Annotated in this window: 31 protein-coding genes and 1 pseudogene; 18 read left to right on the top strand and 14 right to left on the bottom strand. The window is 26.4% G+C overall.

The window, feature by feature from the left end; translation table 11 throughout:
- Positions 1-800, top strand: an 800-nt coding sequence (locus WC356_04515) for a phosphoribosyltransferase family protein (protein MFA5382406.1), incomplete at its 5' end; no start/stop codon positions are given.
- Here WC356_04515 and WC356_04510 read toward each other — a convergent pair.
- The 7 genes from WC356_04510 to WC356_04480 form a co-directional block, all read right to left on the bottom strand.
- Positions 793-1,269, bottom strand: a complete 477-nt coding sequence (locus tag WC356_04510; protein ID MFA5382405.1) for a TspO/MBR family protein — start codon at positions 1,267-1,269, stop codon at positions 793-795. The genes WC356_04515 and WC356_04510 overlap by 8 nt on opposite strands.
- A gap of 79 nt (positions 1,270-1,348) precedes the next feature.
- Positions 1,349-2,524 (bottom strand): hypothetical protein, encoded by a 1,176-nt coding sequence (locus WC356_04505; GenBank protein ID MFA5382404.1) that lies wholly within the window; start codon positions 2,522-2,524, stop codon positions 1,349-1,351.
- Positions 2,525-2,571: 47 nt separating this feature from the next.
- On the bottom strand, positions 2,572-5,415 hold the full coding sequence (locus tag WC356_04500) for a hypothetical protein (protein MFA5382403.1): 2,844 nt from the start codon (positions 5,413-5,415) through the stop codon (positions 2,572-2,574).
- A gap of 102 nt (positions 5,416-5,517) precedes the next feature.
- A complete protein-coding gene (locus WC356_04495; protein MFA5382402.1) occupies positions 5,518-5,670 on the bottom strand; it encodes a hypothetical protein in 153 nt (50 codons plus the stop codon).
- Positions 5,671-5,749: 79 nt separating this feature from the next.
- The gene (locus WC356_04490) at positions 5,750-5,941 is read right to left on the bottom strand and encodes a cold shock domain-containing protein (GenBank protein ID MFA5382401.1); all 192 of its coding nucleotides are present in this window, start codon (positions 5,939-5,941) and stop codon (positions 5,750-5,752) included.
- Between the two features lie 50 nt (positions 5,942-5,991).
- Positions 5,992-6,456 (bottom strand): hypothetical protein, encoded by a 465-nt coding sequence (locus WC356_04485; GenBank protein ID MFA5382400.1) that lies wholly within the window; start codon positions 6,454-6,456, stop codon positions 5,992-5,994.
- Between the two features lie 5 nt (positions 6,457-6,461).
- Positions 6,462-7,853, bottom strand: coding sequence for a diphthine--ammonia ligase (locus tag WC356_04480; GenBank protein MFA5382399.1), 1,392 nt, complete (start codon positions 7,851-7,853; stop codon positions 6,462-6,464).
- Positions 7,854-7,935: 82 nt separating this feature from the next.
- Here WC356_04480 and WC356_04475 point away from each other — a divergent pair, with 82 nt between their 5' ends.
- Both WC356_04475 and WC356_04470 read left to right on the top strand, forming a co-directional pair.
- Complete coding sequence (locus WC356_04475) at positions 7,936-8,433, top strand: hypothetical protein (GenBank protein ID MFA5382398.1); 498 nt, start codon at positions 7,936-7,938, stop codon at positions 8,431-8,433.
- Positions 8,426-9,250 carry a hypothetical protein gene (locus WC356_04470; GenBank protein MFA5382397.1) on the top strand — a complete coding sequence of 275 codons (825 nt, stop codon included), beginning with the start codon at positions 8,426-8,428 and terminating at the stop codon, positions 9,248-9,250. The genes WC356_04475 and WC356_04470 overlap by 8 nt, the downstream gene beginning before the upstream one ends.
- Before the next feature lie 4 nt (positions 9,251-9,254).
- On the opposite strand, the gene WC356_04465 is transcribed toward WC356_04470, so the two are convergent.
- Positions 9,255-9,893: an HAD-IA family hydrolase gene (locus WC356_04465; GenBank protein ID MFA5382396.1), complete on the bottom strand. Its 639-nt coding sequence runs from the start codon at positions 9,891-9,893 to the stop codon at positions 9,255-9,257.
- The gene (locus WC356_04460) at positions 9,890-10,498 is read right to left on the bottom strand and encodes an HAD family hydrolase (GenBank protein ID MFA5382395.1); all 609 of its coding nucleotides are present in this window, start codon (positions 10,496-10,498) and stop codon (positions 9,890-9,892) included. The genes WC356_04465 and WC356_04460 overlap by 4 nt, the downstream gene beginning before the upstream one ends.
- 60 nt (positions 10,499-10,558) lie before the next feature.
- Here WC356_04460 and WC356_04455 point away from each other — a divergent pair, with 60 nt between their 5' ends.
- The 8 genes and pseudogenes from WC356_04455 to WC356_04420 all read left to right on the top strand — a co-directional run bounded on the left by WC356_04455 (position 10,559) and on the right by WC356_04420 (position 18,188).
- A complete protein-coding gene (locus tag WC356_04455; protein MFA5382394.1) occupies positions 10,559-10,855 on the top strand; it encodes a hypothetical protein in 297 nt (98 codons plus the stop codon).
- A gap of 244 nt (positions 10,856-11,099) precedes the next feature.
- Entirely contained in the window at positions 11,100-12,377 is a 1,278-nt protein-coding gene (gene serS / locus WC356_04450; protein MFA5382393.1) for a serine--tRNA ligase, read from the top strand.
- 32 nt (positions 12,378-12,409) lie between these two features.
- Entirely contained in the window at positions 12,410-12,787 is a 378-nt protein-coding gene (locus tag WC356_04445) for a GNAT family N-acetyltransferase (protein MFA5382392.1), read from the top strand.
- A gap of 153 nt (positions 12,788-12,940) precedes the next feature.
- Entirely contained in the window at positions 12,941-14,278 is a 1,338-nt protein-coding gene (locus WC356_04440; protein MFA5382391.1) for a TldD/PmbA family protein, read from the top strand.
- A gap of 4 nt (positions 14,279-14,282) precedes the next feature.
- Positions 14,283-15,548, top strand: a complete 1,266-nt coding sequence (locus WC356_04435; GenBank protein MFA5382390.1) for a TldD/PmbA family protein — start codon at positions 14,283-14,285, stop codon at positions 15,546-15,548.
- Between the two features lie 110 nt (positions 15,549-15,658).
- A pseudogene (locus tag WC356_04430) lies at positions 15,659-15,856 on the top strand (ATP-binding protein).
- Entirely contained in the window at positions 15,839-17,701 is a 1,863-nt protein-coding gene (gene lonB / locus WC356_04425; GenBank protein ID MFA5382389.1) for an ATP-dependent protease LonB, read from the top strand. Before WC356_04430 ends, lonB begins: the two are co-directional and overlap by 18 nt.
- A gap of 52 nt (positions 17,702-17,753) precedes the next feature.
- A complete protein-coding gene (locus WC356_04420; GenBank protein MFA5382388.1) occupies positions 17,754-18,188 on the top strand; it encodes a hypothetical protein in 435 nt (144 codons plus the stop codon).
- A 31-nt stretch (positions 18,189-18,219) separates the two neighbouring features.
- Here the strand turns inward: WC356_04420 and WC356_04415 are convergent, their stop codons facing one another.
- Entirely contained in the window at positions 18,220-18,663 is a 444-nt protein-coding gene (locus WC356_04415) for a hypothetical protein (GenBank protein MFA5382387.1), read from the bottom strand.
- Between the two features lie 40 nt (positions 18,664-18,703).
- Positions 18,704-19,915, bottom strand: coding sequence for an AAA family ATPase (locus WC356_04410; GenBank protein MFA5382386.1), 1,212 nt, complete (start codon positions 19,913-19,915; stop codon positions 18,704-18,706).
- A gap of 266 nt (positions 19,916-20,181) precedes the next feature.
- Here WC356_04410 and WC356_04405 point away from each other — a divergent pair, with 266 nt between their 5' ends.
- Genes WC356_04405 through WC356_04395 form a run of 3 tightly spaced genes read left to right on the top strand, consistent with a single transcriptional unit; the run spans position 20,182 to position 21,087 of the window.
- Complete coding sequence (locus WC356_04405) at positions 20,182-20,313, top strand: hypothetical protein (GenBank protein ID MFA5382385.1); 132 nt, start codon at positions 20,182-20,184, stop codon at positions 20,311-20,313.
- A gap of 11 nt (positions 20,314-20,324) precedes the next feature.
- Positions 20,325-20,471 (top strand): hypothetical protein, encoded by a 147-nt coding sequence (locus WC356_04400; GenBank protein MFA5382384.1) that lies wholly within the window; start codon positions 20,325-20,327, stop codon positions 20,469-20,471.
- Between the two features lie 4 nt (positions 20,472-20,475).
- Positions 20,476-21,087 (top strand): hypothetical protein, encoded by a 612-nt coding sequence (locus WC356_04395; GenBank protein ID MFA5382383.1) that lies wholly within the window; start codon positions 20,476-20,478, stop codon positions 21,085-21,087.
- A 4-nt stretch (positions 21,088-21,091) separates the two neighbouring features.
- Here the strand turns inward: WC356_04395 and WC356_04390 are convergent, their stop codons facing one another.
- Positions 21,092-21,340 (bottom strand): zinc ribbon domain-containing protein, encoded by a 249-nt coding sequence (locus WC356_04390; GenBank protein ID MFA5382382.1) that lies wholly within the window; start codon positions 21,338-21,340, stop codon positions 21,092-21,094.
- Positions 21,341-21,472: 132 nt separating this feature from the next.
- Here WC356_04390 and WC356_04385 point away from each other — a divergent pair, with 132 nt between their 5' ends.
- The 4 genes from WC356_04385 to WC356_04370 all read left to right on the top strand — a co-directional run bounded on the left by WC356_04385 (position 21,473) and on the right by WC356_04370 (position 24,174).
- On the top strand, positions 21,473-21,658 hold the full coding sequence (locus WC356_04385) for a hypothetical protein (protein MFA5382381.1): 186 nt from the start codon (positions 21,473-21,475) through the stop codon (positions 21,656-21,658).
- Entirely contained in the window at positions 21,659-22,561 is a 903-nt protein-coding gene (locus WC356_04380; GenBank protein MFA5382380.1) for an ATP-dependent Clp protease proteolytic subunit, read from the top strand.
- Between the two features lie 155 nt (positions 22,562-22,716).
- A complete protein-coding gene (locus tag WC356_04375) occupies positions 22,717-22,992 on the top strand; it encodes a hypothetical protein (GenBank protein MFA5382379.1) in 276 nt (91 codons plus the stop codon).
- 114 nt (positions 22,993-23,106) lie between these two features.
- On the top strand, positions 23,107-24,174 hold the full coding sequence (locus WC356_04370) for a hypothetical protein (protein MFA5382378.1): 1,068 nt from the start codon (positions 23,107-23,109) through the stop codon (positions 24,172-24,174).
- Positions 24,175-24,176: 2 nt separating this feature from the next.
- Here WC356_04370 and WC356_04365 read toward each other — a convergent pair whose 3' ends face one another.
- Both WC356_04365 and WC356_04360 read right to left on the bottom strand, forming a co-directional pair.
- Positions 24,177-25,172, bottom strand: coding sequence for a DNA cytosine methyltransferase (locus WC356_04365; protein MFA5382377.1), 996 nt, complete (start codon positions 25,170-25,172; stop codon positions 24,177-24,179).
- A gap of 67 nt (positions 25,173-25,239) precedes the next feature.
- Positions 25,240-25,434 carry a hypothetical protein gene (locus WC356_04360; protein ID MFA5382376.1) on the bottom strand — a complete coding sequence of 65 codons (195 nt, stop codon included), beginning with the start codon at positions 25,432-25,434 and terminating at the stop codon, positions 25,240-25,242.
- Between the last annotated feature and the right edge of the window lie 81 nt (positions 25,435-25,515).

Here is a 25,515-nt window from a genome sequence, read left to right as displayed (position 1 = left end):
TAGATAAATTAACTAAAGAAGAAATAGATCTATTAAAAAGAAGGGGGCCAAAGGAAAATTTTAAAAATAAGATATATACTGGAATAGATTTTTTCGAAAAAGCACATGAAGACTTTAAAAAAGAAAAAGGGATAATCAAATTTGGAGAAAAAGAAATTTCATATTGTAATTATTACATTCCCTTTAATTTAATCACTAACTTAATTGTTTCTGGAGTAATTACAGAACCTTTAATTGTTCAGAAAGAAGGAAAAGATTTTATGTTAATAAATACAAATCACATTCCTTCAAGAATCATTTACAATTCAAAAATATGGTTTGATGAAGATGAAGAATATAAGCACATAATTGAGTTAAATGCCCTGTATTGTGCAGCAATACTAGCTGAAAATTTGCCAAACTTAAATATAGATTTGATTTTACCCGTATCACATAGAAAAGAAAGTTTCACAGAAAAAATTGCATATAAATTATTTTCAATTTTATCTGCATATATACCTATTGAATTTGATAATAATTTTATTCAAATAACTAGAGATATACAAAGAAATTCAAAACTTTCTTTAAGACAAAGGCAAAGTAATATTGAAGGTGCATTTGAACTTAAAAAAGGAATTTCGAATAAAAAAATACTTCTTGTAGATGATATTATTACTACTGGGATTACAATAAATGAGTATGATCTTTTATTAGAACCTTCAAATGAAGTTAAAATGAGTGTTGTATTTGCAACTAGATATCCAAATAGAGAGCAACCAACTATTGAACTTGAATATATGTTTGTTCCAGATTTTAATTAAGAATTAAAATAAAATAATTAAGAATTGTTGCAAAAGATACCCAAAGAATATAAGGAATTAATAAATATGCTGCTTTTTTATCAATTTTATAAAATAATTTTATAGTAAAAAGTATAAAAACCCATAAGAAAAGTATACAAATAAGACCAAAAATAGGGGATTTAAAACCAAAAAATAAAATTGACCATAAAGTATTTAATATCAACTGAATTCCAAAAATACTTAATGCAAATTTAATTTCTTTTTTCTTTAATCCTTTTGAATATATTAAATAAGCAGATATTCCCATTAAAATATATAGTGCTGTCCAAACAGGCCCAAATAACCAATTTGGAGGATTAAAAGAAGGTTTGTTAAGTCCTTCATACCATGTTGGGATATTGGAGGCAGTAAAAAAAGAACCTATTATTCCTGCTAGTAAACAAAGAAAAATAAAACCTATTAAAATAAGAATTTTTTTAATTTTCATAATATTTTTAATCTAGTCAGATATAAAAATCTTTGTTTAATAAAAATTTAATTAGGAATATCTTTAGAATACAAAATACTTATAAATTAAAAAATGTTTTTAGTTTATTTAAAAATCCATCGGATTTTTGAGACTCTTCTTCATTTAAATCAAAACACAATAGTAATTCTTCATATTCTTTAATCTCTTTTTCTAAATCCTGCTGTTTTATTTCCTGTAACTCTTGTTTTTTACTCATATACTTTTCATATTCTTCAAATTTTTCTTTAAAGTTTGGTAATTCCTTTTCATATTTTTCTATATGTGAGATTGTCTCTTTTTCTCCAATTGATTCAAAAAACTTTTTTAGTTCTAAATTTAAAATTTCATTATCTTTCCATGTTAAAAATTTAGTTTTTTCAAGATTTAATATTTGGTCAAACCAAACCCTATTTTTTCTTATTAAATTATTAAATTTTGAAATTTCCAAGTAAATATATGATAATTTTTGATCTGAATAATCTAAATATCTATACAAATCTTGAATTTTCATATTTTTAAAAAAATTATCTTTTTCAAATAACTCTTGTAATTTATTTAATTCTTCTTCTTCAATTTTAGGAAAATTTAAATTAATTAAAGATTTTTCTTTTATTTTCATAATTATATCTTTAATTTTTAACTTTAATATTTCTTGAATATATTTTCTTCGAGAGTTATTTAATCCAGTTAAAATTTCTAAGTATTTTTCTACTAACTCAATATTTTTAAGATTTATTTTATCTAAATTTTTTAATTCATTTAGAAAGTATTTTGCTTTATTATTTTTTGTTTCTAATGCACTCTTTTCATATTCAATTTTTTGTTTTAATTTTATATCTTGCTGTTCTAAATCTAATATTTTTTCAAAATATTTAAATTTAACTTTAAGTTCATCAATTTTTCTTTTTTTAAGAAGTAGAGCTATTTCTTTAAATTTTTCCCCTATCAAAAATGAAATTTTTCCTTCTTCAATAGCGGCCATAATCGTAGCTTCAAAAGAATAATCTTCTTTATACGCTCTTTGCATCTTTTTTCCTAATTTGAATTTTTGTTTTAGATCTGGATTTGGTTTTTCTTCTTGTTTTTTAATTCTTTCAGCATTTTCTATTAACTCTTTTGTCCATTTAATTAACTCAAGTGTGTCTTTAAATTGTTCTTCTCCAAATTCATCAATTTCTTTTTTTATCTCTAAATAATTCTTTTTTAAATTAATTATTTCATCTTTTTTAGACATAAAAATATTAAGAAGTTTAATTTATTAAATCTATTGTTTTGAAGTATTTATTTAAGTATCCCATTCATTAAAGTTAAATCCAATATGTTCTTTTTTCTTCGTATATCATTTGCAAGCTCTGCTTTATCTAATTCAAATAAAAACATAAGTAAAAAATTCAAAGATTCTGCTGTTCTTGCTAATGCCATTTGTTTTTTTTCTTCATTAACCTCTAATGCAGATTCCTTAAATGAAATTCTATCTTCTTCTTCAGCATGTTTTGCCATACTCTTATATTTTTCAGAATCATCAGGAATTTGGAAAATTTTAGATCTGCTCCACAAAGAAGTATTGCGATCTTTTAATAATTCTAAATATGGGTCAAATTTTCCTTCTAATGCAATACAAAAAGAGATGAAATTGATATCTACATCAGATAAGATTTCTTCAAAAGGTTCTAATTTTTTAAGCCTTAAATTGGAATTATCACTAAGATTACTTATTTTTTTATTAATCTGTTTTTTCAAAGCAAAAACTAAATCCTGTATTTTTGGCCCCCCTAATCCTTCTGGAGTTGAATTATTATTTTCTATTGCTTCATCATATCTCATATTTTGATAGTCATTATATATTTTTATATAATGCTCTTTTATCTTTTCTTCAATAAATTGTTTCATTTTTTCTTCATTATTATTTAATTCCATCTCAATTTTTGGGAAGTATTTTAATCTTATTTTTTCATACTCTTCGATTATTATTCTTGTTTCAGTTTTATCTATTATTCCAAATTCTTGTATTACTTCTTTCATACCTTTTTCTTTTTTATCTATTTGTTTTTTCCAAATTTGTTTTAATAAATTACACAGTACAATAGTTTGAGATTCATTCATATTTTTTTTGTATTTTTTCCAAATCCCAAGATATTCTGAATTTGTTTTTTCATTTGTAGTTAATCTATTTTTTTCCCAAATACTCTCACATTTTTTTAATAATAAATCTGCATCTTTTTTAGTAATAATGTCCTTTAAATATTTATCAATTATTTCATAATAACCTTCAATTTTTTCTTCAGTATTTTGTTCCCAAATTCTTTCAAATTTTTCTACAATAACTTTTAAATCTTGTATATTTAATTTATTTTTAATTTTTTTACTCAATTTCTGTTTCAATTCTACTATTTTAAAAGGATTATATTCATCATCTATTACTTTTTTATATTTATCAATTAAATTTGAATTAATATAGTACTGAGAATAAAAAGTGATTATATATTCCCAAAGATAATTAATTCTATCACTTATTTCTTCGCCACCAGTAAAATTAGGGGATATAAATAATTTTCTAAAACCTAATCCTCTTAAAAATTTTATATTTCGAATTATATTATTTAATACTCCTATATTTGGGGTGATTATATCTGTTGCATTTTTTATTCTTTCTAAAAATTTTTCTTTAGTTAAACCTTTTTCATTTGAAAAAATAAATCCCCCTTCTATATAAATATCTGAATCAATCGTTTTACCAGATATTATTGATAAAATAATTGCAAAATCAACCTTATTTAAAATTAGATCTCCAAAAATTTTCAAATCAGTTGAATTTTTTTTATTTAACCTTTCAAATAATTCTTGATAACTAACTTCTACAGCTATCGGTCTTATTTCTTTTTCTTTTAAATAAATTTCCCAAGTATCTTTAAGTGTTCTTATAGAAGTAACTAACCCCCTTATTTTTTGTTTACATTCATTATCTGTATTTAAATAATGTGTTAATTTATCTTCATCAGTTAACTTTGTTGATTCTATCCCTTTCATAAAAAGGTTCATTCTTTTTTGTTTTTCAGGATCAATCTTTTCTTCTTCAATAGGTTCTTCTTTAATTTTTAAAATACGATCTAATTCAGCTATAGCACTATCTATATTATTTTCATTAATACTTTCTACTCTTTCTCCATCTTCTCCATAATTTAATCCAAATCCCCTAATAAATTCTGATTCTGGTAATTTAGTTTCATGTTGCTCCCTACCAAAAGGATTTAAATTAGATTCTATTTTTGGTTCTAGTGGGGGATTTGTTGTATCTTTTTTATTTTTTTTATCAGTAACATTGGTATCTAATTCAATTGGTCTATTTTGTGTAGAAGAACTAAGTACCTCTGCAATATCTTCACCCAATTCTGCTGAAAAACCAGTTTCTACAGGAGCTTCTGTTTTTTTGCTTACTTCTGTAGTAGACTTATTTGTCTTTTTTATCTCTTCTTTTTCTATTTGTGGAGTTTCTTCTTGAATATCAACTAAATTTAAATTAAACATTTCATCTTCTGGAAAATCAGTTTCTATTGATTTATTTATTTCACCAGTTTCTAATGTAATTTCATTAACCTTAGGTGGATTTTCTAGATTATTAGGTTCTTCTCCAAAATCTAAAAATTCTTCAATCACTTCATCGGAATGGGGAGATTCTTCTATTAAACTTTCAGTAGAAATAAAAACAGAATTTTTTTTATCTTCATATTTTGAAGCAATATCTTTTCCTTCAGTCATCAACCTGTCCGCATCAAATGGGGTTTTTATTAAGTCCAAATTTTTTATAGTATCCACTAATGCTTCATTAATAATACCAAAACCAGAAGAAAAAATAACTGATGTTTGTTCATTTGGTAAAAAACGAAAATCTTCATAAAAATATTTTGTTATTCTTAAAATGTCATTAATAGAAAAACTTTGGCGCGAAATACAAGTTTTTAAAACCCCAAAAAATAATTCTTTTTCTTTATCTTGGGGCATATTTAGTTTTTCAATATTTTGTTCTATCTCAATTATTTTATTAGCTATCTTCTCTCCTTTATCTTTAAACATTGAATTAGTAAAAGTTTTATCTACCCCATTTTTAATATAACCTCTATCTGTCATAATACTTCCTCTAATTGTGTTAGATATAAAACGTATGTGTTTTTCCTATTTAAAGGTTTGCATTAAGAAATAAGAATGGTTAAAAATAAAAAAAGTAGAAAATTAATCTTCTTTAGCAAATTTTTTAATTTCATCAATATGTTCTACTATTAATTGAGCTTTTCTTTTTCCAAATTTAAAAGGATACTGATCAGCATCATCTTTTTTTAATACAATTAATTTATTGCCTTTAAATTCATCATATTCAACTACCATTTAAATCACCCTATAATTTTAATAATAAATAAAAATAAAAAAATGGACTATAAATTGTTAATAAATAAAATTTAATTAATTAAACTTTTTTTACATTAACTGCTTTTGGTCCTTTATCTCCGTTTTCGATTTCAAAAGTTACTTTATCGCCTTCATTTATTCTTGTACCTGGTTCTAAACCGGTAATATGAACAAAGTAGTCTTTTCCATCGTCTCCAGTAATAAATCCGAAACTTTTTACTGGATTAAAGAACTTAACTGTACCTTCCATTGAATTACACCTCTTTTTACTTTATTTAAGAACAGAAATAGGCACTAAACTTATTGTCTGATCTCAATACTAGTTAAATTACTAAATGTCACATTATTTAAAACTATTGTTCCGGTTATTTGGTATGTTCCTTCTTTTATTCCGCCACAAACATTGCATTTTGGAAGTTTAAATGAAGAATTTATTATATTTTCACCTTGAATTAATGAAATCTCTTTAATTTCCTTATATCTATTTGAAATGCCATTTATACTCAAATTTATTTTTTCAAAATCTTTATTAGAAACCACTTTAATAGTAGTATACATTGTTTCTGCTGAACGATACAATTCTTTATCTGTTTCTAAAAATAGAGAGATATTTAAAATACTATTTTTTTCATCATATTTTTCTAATGTATTATTGTTAAATGAAGTATTTTCTAAAGAATCATTTTCTTTTGGTAATGAATTCTCAATACATCCAAAAAATAAAAAACTACATATTATTATACCAATTAATATACTCAATTTCATTTTAATCACCTTATTTTTAATTCATCTTTATAAAATGGAGCTTTTAAAACTAATGTTTCATATTCTCCCCCTTCCCCTATTATACTAATATTATATTTTTTTGATATTTCTTTTAATTCTTCTATCGTTTGTTTATCAATTAGTTTTCCAACCCATTCTTTATCCAATCCCTCTGCTGCAGTTTTAGTTATCATTATTTTAAATCCTTTTTTAATCATATCCCCCAATAATTCTTCCTCATTTTTACCCCATAATGGAGTATAAGATATAATATTTAATTTATTGCATATTTCTTGAAGTCTTTTTCTTTGATATTCAGAAGAAATAGCACCAGATACAATCCCTTCTATTTTATATTTTTCTATTGCTTTTTTAATTAAATCTTCTAAATCTTGTAATTCTTGTTCTTTATTTCCCTCAGTATCTCCAAATATAATTGGAATATCCACTAATTCAGATATATCTTTAGCAAGTTCAATCGTTGGTGTGTGAAACATATAACTATCCTCATTTTTACTTTTAATAGTCAATAAACAAGAAATATTATAGCCTCGTTGAATCATTTTATACATAGCAAATAAAGAATCTTTACCAGTACTAATTAATGCACCAATATTTTTATTTAAAAGATAATTCACGTATTCAGATTTAAATTTAAATCCTTTAGATTTTGCTAATCTTTCAAGTTCTTTATCAATCCCACTTCCATACTGAACTGCTAATTTTTTTCTCCATGCATATTCTTTTGGCACACCTAAGTTTTCAGCAATTTGTCTTAAAATATATTTTTTATAACCATCTTTAATTTTTTCTTCACCAGGGATAGTTAATGAATATTCTATTAATTTTTTATCTAGAAATGGAACAGCTAATTTAAGATTAAAATATTTTGCTAAGGCTTCATCTCGTTCAATATCTCTTTCATTTATATTTTCTAATCCTTTTCTACATTCTTCATTTATATCAATTGCATTTCCGTGTCTTTGATACCCTGCATATAATTCTTCAGTACCTAATCCAGAAAAAACAATTTCAATTCCATCTTCACTAGCTTTTTGCATAGCTAAATATAATGGTATTGCAATATTAATTGTAACAAAATTAACACTTTGTAAAACACTTGAAATTTTAATTATTTCTTCTTCTAAACTTTCAGAATGTATTACTTTTAATTTAAATCCTAATTCTTCCGCCGCTTTTTTAGCAGCTATTGAATCTTTATAATCTTCTTTAGAAGATGCAGTATAACATGTAAATTCAATATTATTATCTTTAAGAATTTTAGCAATTAAAACTGAATCCACCCCCCCAGAAAATAATACACCTATTTTTTTATCCTTTGGAACATAAGCAAGTATAGTTTTGACAATTAACTTTTCTAATTCTTCATAAATCATAAATTATTAATATAAATATGAATATTTAAACAATCCTATTACAAAGCAAACACTTTTAAACATAAGAAAACATAAAAAAACTATGAAAACCTTAAGAAAATCCATAAAAACAGCAGAAAAAATAATTACAACAATTGGATTTAGTATATTCCTTACAATATCTCCTTTAATTGCTCAAGAAACAAAAGAAATTCAAAAAATTATGTATATTGAATATGAAGGAAAAAAATATTCATCTAGATATTTAATATGCGAAGGACTATTTTATGCAAATGAAAAAATACCTAAAAAATCTTTTGAAATAGCAAAGATATTAAGTTCGTTTGGAGATGAGAACAATGCATTTCAAATTTTAAACTCTATAAAAAAATATATAAATGATGCTGAAGACAACTTAAATGGCTTTAAAGAAGAATTTTATAAATTTTATGCAGAAATATCTGAAAAATTGGCTATTAAAGAAGGAAACTCATCTAAAGCAAGAAAATATTGGCATGAAGCAAAAGAATCATATGAATTCTTAGAAGACTGGGATAATGCAAGAAGATGTTCTAAAAACGAAGGTAAATGTTATGAATAATTCATTAATCGAAAAACCACTTACAAAAACCCCGTATGCAGGATTTAATACTCTTAGATCTTATATTGCTCAACTTGGATCAATTGATGCAGATGGTGTTGCTAGGGTAATTTTAGATTTAGAGGGCCATTTAATGAATGCAGTTAAAGGAAATGAAAAAAAATTAAATGATGCAGTAATTTTATATGAAACAATCATAAAAGATAATAATTTTGATCCAAAAAGTAAAGAAATTTTTTTACGTTCATTTAGATGCTTTAAAGATGATTTATTTAAAGCATTTAAAGAAAGAAAACACAGCAGAGAAAATCAAGAAAAAACTGAATATTTTAAAGGAATATGTAAATATTATATGCTTTTGATAGAAACACAAAAAGACTTTGATAAAACAGAAATTCATTTAAAATTAGGAGAAATCCAGGAAGAATATGCATTAACAAACCCTAATGATAAAAATAATAAAATAAAAATGCAATATTTAGAAGAACAGGGTAATTTTCTTATTGAATGTATTGAATTCAATAAATCTTACAAAAAATTATATAATACAACTACTTTAGCTATTTCTGCAAATGTTTCTTTTCAAAAATTAATTGATGAATTAAGAAATGAAATAAAAGAAACAAAAAATCCTAAAGAAAAAGAGTTCTATTTAACTGAAATACAAACTACAACTATAAAAATGGCTTATGTATATAAAATTACAAATAATAACATGTTAGCAAGTGATGTTATTAATAGAAATTTAACAAATCCGATAGACATACAAAATGCTAAAAAAGCAGTAGATAATTTATTAGCAGAAAATGGATATTAATTTTTTAAATTATTTTTTTCTGTTCTTCAATTAATTCTTCAATTTGTAATAAATCACTTATAATATAATCTGGAATAAAATCTTCTGGAATTTTTGGTTTTCTAACCATCCAAACTGTTTTTATTCCTTTCTCATTTGCCACTTTTAGATTGATTAATTTATCATCAATAAACAATATTTTATTTGGATCACAATTGCATTTTTTAATTAGTATATCATAAAGTTCTGGTTCTGGTTTTGAAAAACCTTCTTTACCACTAATCACTTGTATATTAAAAATCCCCTTTAAACTAGGAAAGTCAAAAAAATCATCTGCCCATTCGCTTGCTACATTACTCATAATTCCAAGTTTTATTTTTCCTTTTAAATTTAAGGTTAATTGCTCAAAATTAGGATCAATTGAAGATAATGTTTTATCCATAAAATTTTTTCTTATTTTTTCATAATTTGATATTTCTATTTCTCTCCAAAATTTAGATTCAGTAAGTTCTCCCCTATCAATTGCATGAACCTTAGCTTTTAATACTGGTTCTTCAATTAATTCACCATTTGCCTTTAGAATAGGTAATAAAATTGAAGAATGTAAGCCACCATGGATAAAAACAACTCCACCTAAATCAAAAATAATATATTCGAATTTCATTCTATCAAATCCTCTAATTGAATTAATTTTGGAACAAATACGTCTGGTAAACAGCTGCATTTTTCAATTGGTTTTCTTATTAATAAAACTGAATTTAAACCTCTTTTTTTTGCTGCACAAATATTATCTTCATTTTGATCTATAATTAAAACATTTCCTATTTTCTCCTTCATAATATCAAATGCTTTTTCACTTGGAAACATCTCCTCTAAATCTGAAGACAAAATTGATACTTGGATCATAGATGATAAGCCTGATGAGGTAAAAATATCTTCTGCCCATTCTTTAGGAATATTGCCATAAATTCCAATCTTTTTTCCCATAAACCCTGTAATTAATGGTAAAAAATCATCATCAAATGAATATTCTAGTTTTTCTAAAACAAGTTTCCTAGGCATATTTATATCATTTATTTTAATATTTTTCCAAAATTCATTTTCACTTATTTGCCCTTTACAGAATTTATCAAACTCTTCATTTAAATTATCAGAACAGGTCATTCTACAATTTTTTATTGTTTGCTTTATAATATTAGGTATATTGGAGAATTTGAAAACTCCCCCCTCTAAATTAAAGAAAATTACTCTTGGTGTAAATTTTTTCATACTAGTCACTTAAATTATTAAAAAAGAAAACTTAATAAGCATTATAGTTGTAATATTTATATGGGAAAAATTTATTTTACAAAAGATACTGAACCTTCAAAGTTCAAAATTGAAAAAATTTATGATTTAGCAGGACGATTAATTCTACATGGAACAACAATGCATGGGATAATTAAACCTGGTATTGAAGGAAAAGTAAAAGGCAAGGAATTTGTACTTGAATTCATTGAAAGAAAAAATATTAGACTTGATTACTTAGAAAAAAATGATGAGGGCGATTTAGTAATAAAAAGCAAGGACACATTAAAAAAAATAAACAAAGAAGACTTTAACGTTGGACAAATACTTTTATTTTAACTTTAATATTTTTTTATTTAAACTTTAATATACTTTTTTTATAACTTTTATATACATTTCGTGTTCTTTAATGTTGAAATGGATGAAAAAAATAAAGAAACTTTTTAAATATATTTATCAAAATAAATATTGCTCATACCTTTATGGAGAGCAAAGGTGGGAGGTAAGGAAGGAGCCAGCGTGGTTAACCTACCTTACCCTTCTTTTAAAAAGCATTATAAACTTTATTTACTGAAATATTTCTATGATTGATATAAAATATATTAGAGAACATACTCAAGAAGTACGCAATAACTTAGCCAAAAGAAAAAAACCTGAGATTTTACAAATGTTTGATGAATTAGTAGAAAAAGATAAACAAGAAAGAGAATTAAAAATTGAATTAGATAAATTAAGAAAAAGAAGGAATGACGTTTCTAAAGAAATAAATGAAAAAAAGAAAAATGGAGAACCAATTGATGAACTTCTTAAAGAAGTTAAAGAATTACCAGATAAAATAAAACAAGAAGAAGAACAATATGAGAATCTAGTAAAAAGAATTACTGAATTAAGATTAAGAATACCTAATATTTTACATGAATCAGTACCATATGGGGAATCTGAAGATGATAATATTGTTATAAAAACATGGGGAAAACCAAGAAAAAAAGAAGATTGGATGTTACCCCATGCAGATTTAGTATCTGTTTTTGATTTAGTTGATACAGATAAAGCATCTGAAGCTGCAACTTCAAGATTTTATTATTTAAAAAATGATTTTGTGTTATTAGAACAGGCATTACTAAGATATGCATTAGATAAAATGATAAAAAAAGGATTTAATCCTATAAATCCCCCATATATGGTAAGAAAAGAAGTAATTCAAGGAGCAACAGATGCATATAAATTTGGAGATGATATTTACAAAATAGAAGGAGAAGATCTATATTTAATAGCAACAGCTGAGCATGGGATAATTGCATATCACAGAAATGAAGTTTTACCAGAAAATGAACTTCCATTAAAATATGTTGGATTAACTCCATGTTTTAGAAAAGAAGCAGGTTCACATGGGAAAGATACAAAAGGAATTTTTAGAACCCACCAATTTCATAAAGTAGAGATGATTATATTTTCAAAACCAGAAGAATCATGGAAAATGCATGAAGAATTATTAAAAATTAATGAAGAAATTTTACAAGAATTAGAATTGCCTTATAGAGTTATTAATACTTGCACTAGTGAATTAGGAGTAGTTCATTCTAAACTATATGACCTGGAAGTTTGGTTTCCTTTACAAGAAAAATATAGAGAAGTAATGTCATGTACAAATGCTTTATCTTATCAAGCAGTTAGATCAAACATTAAATATGAAAAAGAAAATGGAGATAAAGATTATTTACATATTTTAAATGATACAGTTATAGCAGCAGGCAGAACTATGACTGCAATAATAGAAAATAATCAAGAAAAAGAAGGCATAATCAGGATCCCAAAAATATTAGTTTCTTATATGAATGGTAAAACTGAAATAAAAGCATAAATTTATAAACACAAAAATATGCATTTTAATACATGTTTAGAACAAAACCAAGTGTATTTTTTTCACCTAGAGATTATGAATTTACAAACATAACACCTAAATTAGATAATATAACAATCAAAAGAATTGAAACAGATGAAGAAAGAAATGCTTGTGTTGATTTATCTAAAAATCCTAAAATTAAAAAAATTTTAAAAGAATTAACTATTTTAGATTTCTTAGATCTAATAAAAGGACTTATTATAAAAGACAGAGATAAAATAATAGGGTGGAGAACGTATTATGAAAATGAAAAAAGTATTGAAGGAGTAAGTTATGCTTTAGATCCGGATTATTGGGGAACTGGATTATCTAAATATCTTTTAAATTATTGGATTGACTTAATGAAAAAGAAGGATTTGAAAAAATAAATGTAATTGCAGCTACAACGAATGTTCGTTCAATAAAACGATTAGAATCAGTTGGATTTAAGATCACTTGTGTTGAATCAAGTGAAAATTCTATTACTTATCTCTCATTAGATCTCAAATAGTTTTATATGCTTTATCAAATTAATATTCAAAATGTATTCTTATATATCTAAAGAATTAGAAAAAATTAAATGCGACTATTGGGATGCTAGAATAGAAAATGCTAATCTACTTTCTTTAAGTATAGAAAATAGTGATTTAAATATTAATAAAAATTATTTTGAAGGTATTGGGATTAGAATTTTAAATAATGGATCTTGGGGTTTTGCAAGTATTAATCAAACTGATAAAACGTCTTTTGATATTGCTTTAAAAAATGCATTGAGATTATCAAAAATAAAATCTGGTAATAAAATTCAAATTCATGCATATAAAAAACAAAAATATAATGAAAAAAGAGAGAATAACGAAGTAGATCTAGATAAGTGGACTAAAAAATTAATTAAATTAGAAAAAGAAATGAAGCATAAAAATATCATTTCTACTGCATTTGGATTAATGAATAAAAATAGTTTTTTTACTTTTATTAATTCAGAAGGCTCTTTGATTGAAAAAAAAGAGGTTTTTTCGTATGCAGGTCCAAAAACTATAGGTAAAAAAGGAAAAATAATGCAAACATGGTCTGATAGAGAAGGAAAATTAGGATCTTTAGAAAATTTAAAAAATTTAGATACTTTAGCCATTAATTCAAAGAAAAAAGTATTAGATATATTAAAAGCAAAACCTTGCCCAAAAGGAATTCAAACTGTTGTTTTAGATCCGCATATGGTTGGAGTTTTTTGTCACGAAGCTATAGGACATGCTTCAGAAGCAGATATTGTTTCAAAAGGAGATTCAATTTTAGAAAAATATAAAGGAAAACAAATAGGAAATCCAGAAATTAATATCATTGACTCTCCAAATGAAAAAGAAGGCTTTGGTAATATTATATATGATGATGAAGGAATTAAAGCAAAAAAAGTTGTTTTAATAAAAAACGGAAAAGTTAATGAATTCATGCATTCAAGAGAAACTGCTAAAAAATTCAATACTTCCCCAACAGGTAATGCTAGAGCTACAAATTACTTTAATTTTCCAATTGTAAGAATGAGAAATACAGTTATGCTTCCTGGAAAAGCTTCTAAAGAAGATATTTTTGATATTAAAGAAGGGATATATTTAAAAGGAATGAAAGGGGGACAAGTAAAAACATTGGATGGAACTTTTATGTTTGCAGCAAGAGAAGGATTTAAAATAAAAAATGGAGAAATAAAAGAACAAGTAAGAGATGTATCAATTGCAAGTGATATTCAAACTACTTTACACAATATAGAATTAATTGGTAAAGATTACACTCCAAATGGAGTTGGATTTTGTGGAAAAGGTGGCCAAAATATTAGAGCTGGAGATGGCGGACCGCATATAAAAATTAATAAAATATTATTAGGTTGATAAAATGATTGAAGATATTATTAAAGAACTTAAACAAAATAAAATAAAGGATTATGAAATATTTTATTCTAAAAATGATTCAACTTCAATTGATACAGATAAAACAAATTTTAATAAAAAAGAACATGATTATGAAACAGGGTATGGATTAAGAATTTTAAAAAACAATAGGATTGGATTTGTATTTTTTTCAGATAAGAAACACATAAAAAGTTCAATACAAACAGCTATACAAATTTCAAAAATTAGGCCTGCATTAAAAGGATTTAACTTTTATAATATAAATCCAAAAATGAGAGTTAAAACCTATGATAAAAAAATACTAAATTTAACTGAAAATGAAATGAAAGAAACTATACAGAATATGTTAAATAAAATTAAAACTACACCTATAAGTTGCATGCTAATAAAAAATATATCAGATATAAATATAATTAATTCTGAAGGATTAGAATGTTCACAAAAAGAAACAAGTTTAATTGCTCATGCTTATTGTTCTAACCAAGGCCAAACAGGTTCAGATTATTATGAATCATATAAATATGATATAAATTCTATTTTAAAAACTGCTTCTTCAGCTTCAATAAAATCAAATCAAAAATCAAAAACAATACCTTCATGTAAATTACCAGTTATTTTACAAAATGATGCATTAATTGAATTAATTGATAATTTAATTTTAACACAAATGACAGGTGAAAAAAAGTACTATAAATCTTCATATTTAATTGGAAAAGAAAATAAGATAATTGCATCTGATCTCTTGACATTATATGAAGATCCTTTTTCAGAAGCATATTCAAAAACTAATTTTGATGGTGAAGGAATTGAAGATGATATTTCAGTTTTAATTAATAAAGGAAAATTCACAGGTTTTGTTTATGATAAAGAAACAGGGGCATTAGATAAAAGTTTAAAATTTGGTTTTTGTTCAAGATCTAATTATAAATCAAGACCAAAAATTGGATTTTCTAATATACATATTAAACCTGGAAAGGATAAAAATTTAGAAGAATTAAATAAAAATTATATAGTAATAGATGAACTATTTGGATTTCATACTGCTAATCCAACTACTGGAGATTTTTCATTAACAATCGGAGGGGGATATATTTTTAAAAATAATAAAAAACAATATATCCAAGGCAATATTTTATCTGGTAATATCTATTCACTTTTAAAAAATATTCAAAATATAGAAAGTTCAGTAAAAATGCGCGGAAGTTATGTTTTACCACGTATTTTAATTAAAGAATTAACAATTTCTTAAGATAGATAATAAATTTATAATTAAATAAATAATCTTTATAAAGACATCTATATAATACATATTAAGAGATATTTAGAAATTTTTAAAAATAAAGAGAGTTAGGGATTTTTATGAAAGAATACAAGACAACTGAAGAGATTGAAGTTTCAAATACATTAATAGATCAAATAATAGGACAAGATAAAGCAGTTGAAATAGTTAAAAAAGCTGCTAAACAAAGAAGAAATGTATTACTTATCGGAAGTCCAGGTACTGGAAAATCTATGTTAGCTCAGGCTATGGCTGAATTAATGCCTGCTGAAAATCTAGAAGATATTTTATGTTATCCTAATCATGTTGATGAAAATAATCCAAGAATTGTTGTTGTTAAGACTTATCCCCCAAAGGAAGAAATTGAAAAAGACCCTAAATTAAAAGCATTATATTTTAATGACTTAATGAAAGCTAAACAACAAAAAATGAAACTAGAAATTAAAACAGAAGAACAAAAGAAAAAAGAAGAAGAACAAAAAAAGAAAGATGATATTGGACAGGGTAGAAGAATATTAAATTTAACTCAAAGAATTAGAGGAGCACCTTCATCTGATAAAGGTCCAAGCCCACTATTAGTTGTTATTTTAATTGGGTTAATAGCAATTATTGCTTTATATATGACAAATGCTCTTCAAGATGATTCAAAATGGTTTATTTTAGCTTTTATTTTTGGAATGGGATTTTTATATTTCTTATTTAGTTTTTCAAGTAGATTAAGTTTGAAAATGGGGATGATAGGTGGAGGATTTGGAAGTGAAGATCCTAAACTTATTGTTGATAATTCAGGCAAAAGAACAGCACCATTTGAAGATGCAACAGGCGCTAAAGCAGGCGCATTGCTTGGCGACTGCAGACACGATCCGCTCCAAAGTGGCGGACTAGGAACTCCTGCGCATTTAAGAATAGAAGCAGGCGCAATTCATAGGTCAAATAAAGGTGTTTTATTTATGGATGAAGTTACTTCATTAACAAAACATTTTCAACAGGAATTATTAACTGCAATGCAGGAAAAAAAATATCCTATAACAGGCCAAAGTGAAATGTCTTCTGGAGCTATTGTAAAAACTGAACCAGTCCCATGTGATTTTGTTTTAGTTGCAGCAGGAAATGTTCCTGATATTCAAACAATGCATCCAGCTTTAAGATCAAGAATTCGCGGTGCAGGATATGAAATTTATGTTGAAGACCATATGGATGATACTCCCGAAAATGAAGAAAAATTAGTTAAGTTTGTTGCTCAAGAAGTTAAAAAAGACAAAAAAATACCTCATTTTACAAAAGAAGCTGTGAATGAAGTAATAAATGAAGCAAGAAGAAAAAGTACTAAAAAACATTCATTTACTTTGAATTTAAGAGAATTAGGAGGTATTGTTCGTGCAGCAGGAGATATGGCGAGAGAAGAAAATGCTCAATATGTTTCAGCTGAGCATGTTAAAAAGGCTAAAAAAATATCTGGAACATTAGAACAACAAATAGCTGAACAATATATTGAATTAAAAAAGAGTTATAGGGTTTTTCAAACAAAAGGTTATGAAATAGGCAGGGTTAATGGATTAGCAGTTTTAGGTGATCCTTCATCTGGATTAGTATTGCCTATTGTAGCTGAAGTTACTCCTTCATTTTCAAAAGGAAGTGGTAGATTTATTGCTACTGGTAAATTAGGTACTATTGCTAAAGAAGCAGTTGATAATGTTTCAGCAATTATTAAAAAACATGTTAAAAAAGATATGTCAAAAAATGATGTTCATATTCAATTTTTACAAACTTATGAAGGAGTTGAAGGAGATTCAGCTTCTATTGCTGTTGCTGTATCAGTTATATCTGCAATGGAATCCTTACCTATTGATCAAACTATTGGAATGACTGGTTCATTATCTGTACGTGGTGAAGTACTGCCTGTTGGAGGAGTAACAGGTAAAGTTCAAGCATGTATTGAAGCTGGATTAAAAAAAGTTATTCTCCCTAAATCAAATTTAGAAGATGTTTATATATCAAAAGAAGATAAAAATAAAATAGAAATAATCCCAGTTGAAACAATTTCAGATGTTTTAAAACATGTTTTACAAAAGAGCGCTAAAACTAATTCATTTATTAAAGGAATAAAAAACCATAAGAAATAACTATATTTTTAAACGTTTTGCAACATAAATATTAATTACGAGGTGTGTAAAAATGGTAAGAAAAGAAGTTAACCCGTTAACTGGGGAAATAATAGAATATTTTGATGAAAGACCTAGAATTGAATTAAAATATGGAATTGAATTTATAGATAAAGAGTTTGGAAAATGGTGTCATGACTTCTTAGAAATTGATAAAGAAACACAAATTGATATTTTATTAAATAATCCTGAAATAAGTTGCGCTTTTGATATTCCAGATCAAATATTGATGAAAGCATTAGATAAACTAGAAACAAATGTAGAAAGATTGTGTTTTTTATCAAATGTACTTTTAGATTCTAAAACAGTAATTAAATTATTCACTAAATATAAACATACCAAAAAACAAGAAAAACCGGATTTAAAAGAAAAAACAAGAGAAGCATTTAAAGGCAGATTAGAAGAAATTCCTAAAGAAAAAAGAGTGGCATATGTAAGATATGAATAACTCTTTTGCCAATATTTTACAAATATAAAAATTAAATATGCAACTTTGGCATTTCTTCTTTTATTTCATTTTTTAAATTTACTTTAAAAACTACATGCCCTACTACAATATCTTTAGATTCTTTAGTTCCTAATTCTGGTACTTTTGTTTTTATTGGAATTTTTCCTACTTCCTCAAATAATTCTTTAATCTTATCTGGATCGTCATTTGCTAAAAACCCAGGAGTCCCTATTTCAATAAAAATTCCAGTTGCATCAGGAAGAGATTGAAAACTAGGATTTTTTCCAAAAAGAGAATCTGACATTTTATCTTTAACTAAATTTATTTTTAATCCATTTTGTGCTTTTGCAGATAAAAAAGGTAAAATATAATCAGGCCCTTTATCTAAATTATCAATATCTTCTTGATTTAAAGTAATTTCATAAGCTATTCCTTTTCCTTCATTTTCATTATTTGGTATAATATTGATTTCCATAATCTAATAGATATTACAATCATTTTTTAAAAGTATTTAATCAAAAATGACTTAGAAATATATAAAATGGTAATTTAAAAACTTCCTTATTTTGTATTTCTAAACCTTCAAAAACAATAATTTTTTTACCTTTAAAATCAATTTCTTTAAATTGTTTTAGATCTTTATTCGGCCCCCCTATTTCAAATAAGATATTATTCCATACAAAATCAGGCCCAGTTTTTAAATAATATAATTCTTCAATATGCATTGCAAAAAGATCTTCCCTAGATAATCCAACAGCCCTTTCTTTTTCTCCTAATAATTCAAGAAGTACTATTCTTATAACTGGAGAAACAAATAAAAATTTTGGTTCTTTTCTTATTTTTGATTTTCCTTTTTTGTATATTTGTGCTTTATGTATAATACTTGCTTTTTCAAGATAATCAATCATTTTTATTACTGTTCCTTTACCAACATTCAAATCTTTAGCTAATATATCATAACTTATTTTTTCTGAAAGAGCTAAAAGTTTTAATAACGGCCAAAATTTAGATAAAATTTCTTCATTAAAAGAACTAGTTCCCCCAATATCTTCATAAATTATTCTTTGTAAAAGATCTAAGATAGTTGATTTTGGTTTTTCTAATAAATATGGGATATTCATTTCTTTATACTCTAAAATTATCTCGTTTATATTTTTTAATTTATCTCTCATATCTAATTCAGTTTTCATTGCTTCAGTAAATAGATCTTCAGAAAATAAATTAAATTTTCTTATTTTTGTATTATATTTTATTTCTAAAAATTCATTAAAAGTCAAAGGTTTTAAATTTATGAATAATGCTCTCCTAGCAAGTGTTCTTCTTGATTCTTGAAGATTAACAGCAGAAGAACCAGTTACTATTATTCTTATTTTTGGGTACATATCAGAAAATATTTTTAATTCTTCATCCCAATTTTTTAATTTAGTAATTTCATCAATAAATAAATAGCCTTCTCTAAAAAAATGTTTCTGAATTGTAATCAAATCCTTTATTGAATAACCTGCCATATTTAAGTGTTCTCCATGTAATGCTAGCTTATCTCCTTTTATCTCTAAATATTTTTGTGCGAGTAAAGTTGTCTTTCCTGTTCCTCTTAATCCATATAGTATAATAATATTTGATTTATTTAATTGAGAATATATCTCTCTTTTAAAAAGTTGATTTTTATCTTTAAATAATTCTTCTAATAAGTATTTTTCTTCTTTAAAAAATTGTATTGTTTCCATATATTATTTAATTGTGTAAATATTTTTAAAGCTTTGGTCAAAGTTTTGACCGATTTTGATTGTTTTCGGTCAATATTTTGACTAAGTGAGGTTTTTTGTCAATAATTAGCCTTTTTCGGTCAATATTTTGACTGATTTTGCTTGTTTTCGGTCAATATTTTGACTAAGATAAAATAATGAGAACCTGGAGCTCTGATATTATAAGGGATGGGTGCTCGTTAACTATTTAAAATAATAAGGACTTATTTTAATCAAGGGGTGAGATTATGGGAATGTATATTGGAGGAATAGACCCAATAAAACTAAATGAAGGAATACTCAATGCCTTAATTAAAAAAGGAATAATCACAAGGGAGGAAGCGGAAGAAATCGTGAAAGAAGCGAAGAAAAAGGATTAAGGGGTGTTAATATGAACAAGCAACAATCTTCAATATTGGGTGTTATCGGTGGTTTAGTTTTAGCTTATGGGATTTTAGAACCTGCACTTAATAGTAATCTAAAATTGGGTTTAATACTTTTAGGTATTGCCATTATTTTTTACAGCTTATCTAGGTGATTTTTTGCATGAAGATTTCTTTGGAATAAATCGAACCACATGGGTTTTATTAATAATTGCATTAGTAGTGATTTTATTTTTTGTTCCCGTTTTGTCATTATTGGCAAGTAATATCCCATTTGTTAAATCTATTTTCTCATATATTGGTTCAAATGAAAACTCTCCGCTACCATTTTTATTTTCTTATTTTGGGTGGGAAACTCCATCAAGTATTTTAATCATTAGTATTATTATTGCATTAGTCATCGTTATAATGTTGCAACCGTATGTGAGCAAATACTTTGAAAAACCGTTTACAATTTCTACAACTAAAAGTGATCCGCTACCTATTGAAAAAGGCAAAGATCAAAAAGAAGAGGTAAGGGTTATAAATAATTTAAAGTGGGTTTTACGCTATTCTAAGGGAGATGATACTCCTTTGGTTTTTGGACCATATTGTAAAAAATGTGATCATTATTTAAGTGAAAAAACGGATTTTATGTTCTTTAAACATTACTACTGTAAAAATTGTAAATGTAACTATTCTAGAAAAGAAACTAGAGAAGAAACAGAAGGGGATTTAATAAACGATTTCAAGGCTGAAAAACGGAAATCAAACAAGAAAACATTAACTTAACTCGTTATCTCTTCAGTCTTCTCCCGCAAACTTCACAATACTTTGTTTTATAAGGGAAATCTTTCTTACATTTTGGGCAGGTAACAACCAGCTTAAAACCACAACTTGGGCAGAATTTAGCCTTTTTATTTGGAATGTCCTTCCCACATTTTGAACATTCACCTTCATTTGTTATGAAATCTTCTACACTGTCTTTTACTCCTTTACTAACCTTATTCTCAAATATTTTTACAATGCCGCTAAGCAATCCCATAAGATATTCTAAAATAGCTAAATTTATAATGATTATTGAACTTGGGAGTTTAAATTTTAGCGCCGATAACAGATGAGATGAGTGCTTAGTCCAATCATTAAGGTTTATATACTTTGAAGGTGATTTATTATTATGTCAGAAGTAAATAAAAAACAACGTAAAATAAATGAAGTTTTTCGTATTCTGAAATTAGATTCAGAAGATAGTCGTGTGTATTTTCAGAAAATATATTTAGAAAGTGAAGAAATTAGAAAAGATACAAACTTACCTTATGTTTTGGACGTATCGACTACAACCAAAGTTAAGAGGAATGATTAGATGACTAATTGGAATGAAATGTTTAACAAAATCAATGCGTCTGGAAGTACGCATGATATTATTCGCCATAAATGTCTCAAAAGATTAAACAAATTAACAAATAGAAATATTATAATTTACTATTCTGGTTGGCTTCAAAAACCAAATATTCCTGGGTTGGGAGTAACTGATGAAGATAAAACTGGTTTCATGTCAGTAGTCGAGAACTTAAATCCAGATAAAGGATTAGATATATTTCTTCATACACCTGGAGGAGATACTGCGGCTACTGAATCTATTGTTACATATCTTAAATCCATATTCGGGAGTGATATGCGAGCATTTGTTCCTGAGCTAGCGATGTCTGCAGGAACTATGATGGCTTGTGCTTGCAAAGAAATAAGAATGGGTAAACATTCAAGTTTGGGTCCAATTGATCCGCAGTTTAATGGAATTCCAGCTCATGGAATTATTGAAGAATTTGAAAGAGCTGCTAAAGAGATTAAAATAGACCAATCAAAGATTTATATTTGGCAACCAATAATAGCAAAATACAATCCTACTTTAATAGGAGAATGTGAAAAAGCAATTGTATGGTCAGAAGAAATGGTTAAAATTTGGCTTAAAGAAGGCATGTTTAAAAAAGACAGCAAAGCAGATGATAAAATAAAAGTTATAATAAAAGAATTGGGGGACCATGCATTGACGAAATCGCATGCCAGGCATCTTTCTTATGATAGATGTGATGAAATCGGCCTTAAGGTAATTTCTTTAGAAAAGGATAAAAAACTTAGAGATGCAGTTCTCTCCGTTCATTACGCAACAATCCATACTTTAACTTCAACACCAGCGTTTAAAATAATTGAAAATCATTCTGGCACTGCTTTTATAAAACTGCTTCAAAATGTAATTGTTAATAGATAATTGATTTTATCTCCCAAACCAACCTTCCTCTCATCTTTCCCATTCCCAGATTGTGTTTAACTTTATTTTAGAAAATTTTAGAAAAGAGTTTTTAAGCACTGATAACTGATGTGATGAGTGCTAAGTTTATAAACATTCAAGGTTTATTCTCAATTATGTCTGATAATTTGACAAAAGAACAGAGAAGCAGATGTATGTCAAAAATAAGAAGCAAGTGGACAAAACAAGAGAAAAAAATTCATAATTATCTAAAAGGAGATAAAATTAGACATAAAATGCACCCTAAACTGCCGGGCAATCCAGATATTGTTCTCAAAGATTCAAAAACTGCAGTGTTTCTGCACGGATGTTTTTGGCACAAGTGTCCAAATTGCTACAAGGAACCTAAATCAAGAGAAGCTATTGGCTGCCCAAAATTGAGAAAAACGTGAAAAGAGACAGAAAGAACACAAAAATGCTGAAATCAAAAGGGTATAAAGTCATCGTGGTTTGGGAGCACCAAGTAAAACAAGATTTTGATAAAATTTTAAGGAGGCTGTATAAATATGGTTCAAAATGATTTAGAGTATCAACTCACACAGAAAGATCTTGAAAGATGTTTTAAGTTTGCTTTAGAGTACCATTTAGATAAAACAAAATTGGCCACAAACAGAACAACCGGCCAGTATAGAGGTTTTGGGGGCATTATTGACAGTTTTGTCATAGGAAAATTGATTGAAATAGGAGTTGCAGAATTAATTGAAGGAAAAACAAAGAAAAAATGTGCTCTTGATTTTGATATTCATCAGCTCAAAAAAGAAAATATCTCAGATCCGGATATAATTAAAATAATCGATAAAAACACAGAGAGGGAGCCGAATTTATATGTTGAAATAAAAAATATATCAGAAGCAGACAGGTGGATAGGCTTAACTGCAGAACAGTTCAGCACCATTCTTTCAGATAAGCTTGTGAATTGGGATCCTAAAAAAGTGGTTTTGATATATGCAAGCCTCATCAAGAAAAATGAATCTGCAGATATCGACCCGCTTGGAGTTTACTTAAAATCAAAATTGGATTCTGAATCTTTTGAGAAATTTTGTAATGTTAAAGATTTATATGTAAAAATACAGTACATTATAACCGGCGATGATTTGAAAAAATTTGGTGTTGCTTTTAATCAAGGTTCATACCTATATGAAACCGAAATAATAAAAGAAGCAAGCCCGCTAACTGCAAAACGAATATTAAATTCTCATGAGGGATATGAAAAAATAAAGCTGAAAAAAGGAAAACTTCCAATTATTATGAGCAATCTAATGAAAGAGCCGGAGGAATTCGGCGAGTTTACTTATAAAGGAGATATTGAAGTTTATATGAAAACAAATTATAAAAGAAATAAAATTTCTTCAAGAAGAATGTATATCTACTGCAAGAAAACTACCATAATTAAAAATAAAGTTTTAGGTACATTTAACCTAGAGAAAGATAAAATTTATGAATGCTGGTTTACTACAGTTGGGATGAATCCCTCATTAAAACGAAATAATATATGGATAGCACAAAGAAACCTGAAAAACATAGTTAAAAATAGTTTAAGAGACTATATCAAAGATATACAGCGTAAAATTTAAACTCATAAATAAGCAGTAATTATATCTTTGCGCGGAGGAACTTCATCCAATAGAATCTTTCTCATATTTTCTGCAAGTCGTTCTATAACCGAAACAGTAACGCTGTTGCCTGCTTGATGATATAATTTACTGTCTGCAATTTCAGGAAGTTTGTAATCAGCAGGAAAACCCTGCAATAAGAAGCATTCTCTCGGAGTTAATTTTCTGATTCCTATTGAATTTTTGATAATGGGAACATTATGCCCTCCAAGACCCATATTTGCAGTTAATGTAGGAACGACTCCTTTTTTATTAGCACGTACATATTTTCTTCTCCATTGGTAAACTGTATCTTCTGCGTTGATGTCATCTTTAATCTTTGTATATAATGGTTTATCATTGTAGTAATATTTTTTGTCTGCTTTTTTTGCTGTGAATTCCCGAAAATTTTTAGTTAAAGAAATTGGTTTTGGGAATTCAAAATTATCGCGTTTTCTTTTATCTAAGAAACCAACAATAAAAATTCTTTCCCGGTTTTGAGGAATGTTGCCATGGATCATACTGTTTAAAATTTCCACTTTGATATGATATCCTAGATTTTCCAGTGTTTTTTTAATAATTTTAAAAGTCTTTCCGCCGTTGTGGGATTTAAGGTTTTTCACATTTTCTAATAAAAACGCCCGGGGTTTTCTAGCTTCTAAAATTTCGGCGATCCTAAAAAATAAATTACCTCTGCCTTTTTCATCTCTAAATCCTTTTCTGTACCCTGCTATGCTAAAAGCCTGGCAGGGAAAACCGCCAAGAAGAATATCAAATTCTGGTAAATTATCTATATCAAGTTTCCATATATCTTCAGTATTTAGTTTTGGCTCACTAAAGTTTAAATCGTAAGTCTCTTTGCAACTTTTATCAAAATCGTTTGCAAATACAGTTTCAAATCCAGCATTTTCAAATCCTAATCTGATTCCGCCGACGCCTGCAAAAAGATCTAATGTTCTTAACTTTTTTTTCTTTGCCATGTTTATCCTCTTTAATAAAGCTTATTCAATAATTTATAAACCTTTGGAGACCTGTTTTCCAGTTAAGCTACTTTAGGAATTTAGGTTCATAAATTACTCTGCCTTTTTTATCCATGCTGACTTTAAACATCACGGGTTTGTCTCCGAATTTTTTTATAATTTTATCTAAGAATTGCTTAGGTAAAGACAAAAATTCAGAAGTATATTTTGACGTCGTAGATTTGCTTTGCAACTTTATTAGATAGCTTTCTTCTTTTGCCATATTATAATTAGCTAACGATAGGTTTATAAATACATATGTACATAATATTATTAGGTTCATATGTTCATATGAACATATCAA

Source organism: Candidatus Micrarchaeia archaeon (assembly GCA_041653315.1).
GTDB lineage: Archaea > Micrarchaeota > Micrarchaeia > Anstonellales > JAHKLY01 > JAHKLY01.
The sequence above is the reverse complement of the archived record's forward strand: the minus strand, read 5'-3'. Positions and strand labels throughout refer to the sequence as shown.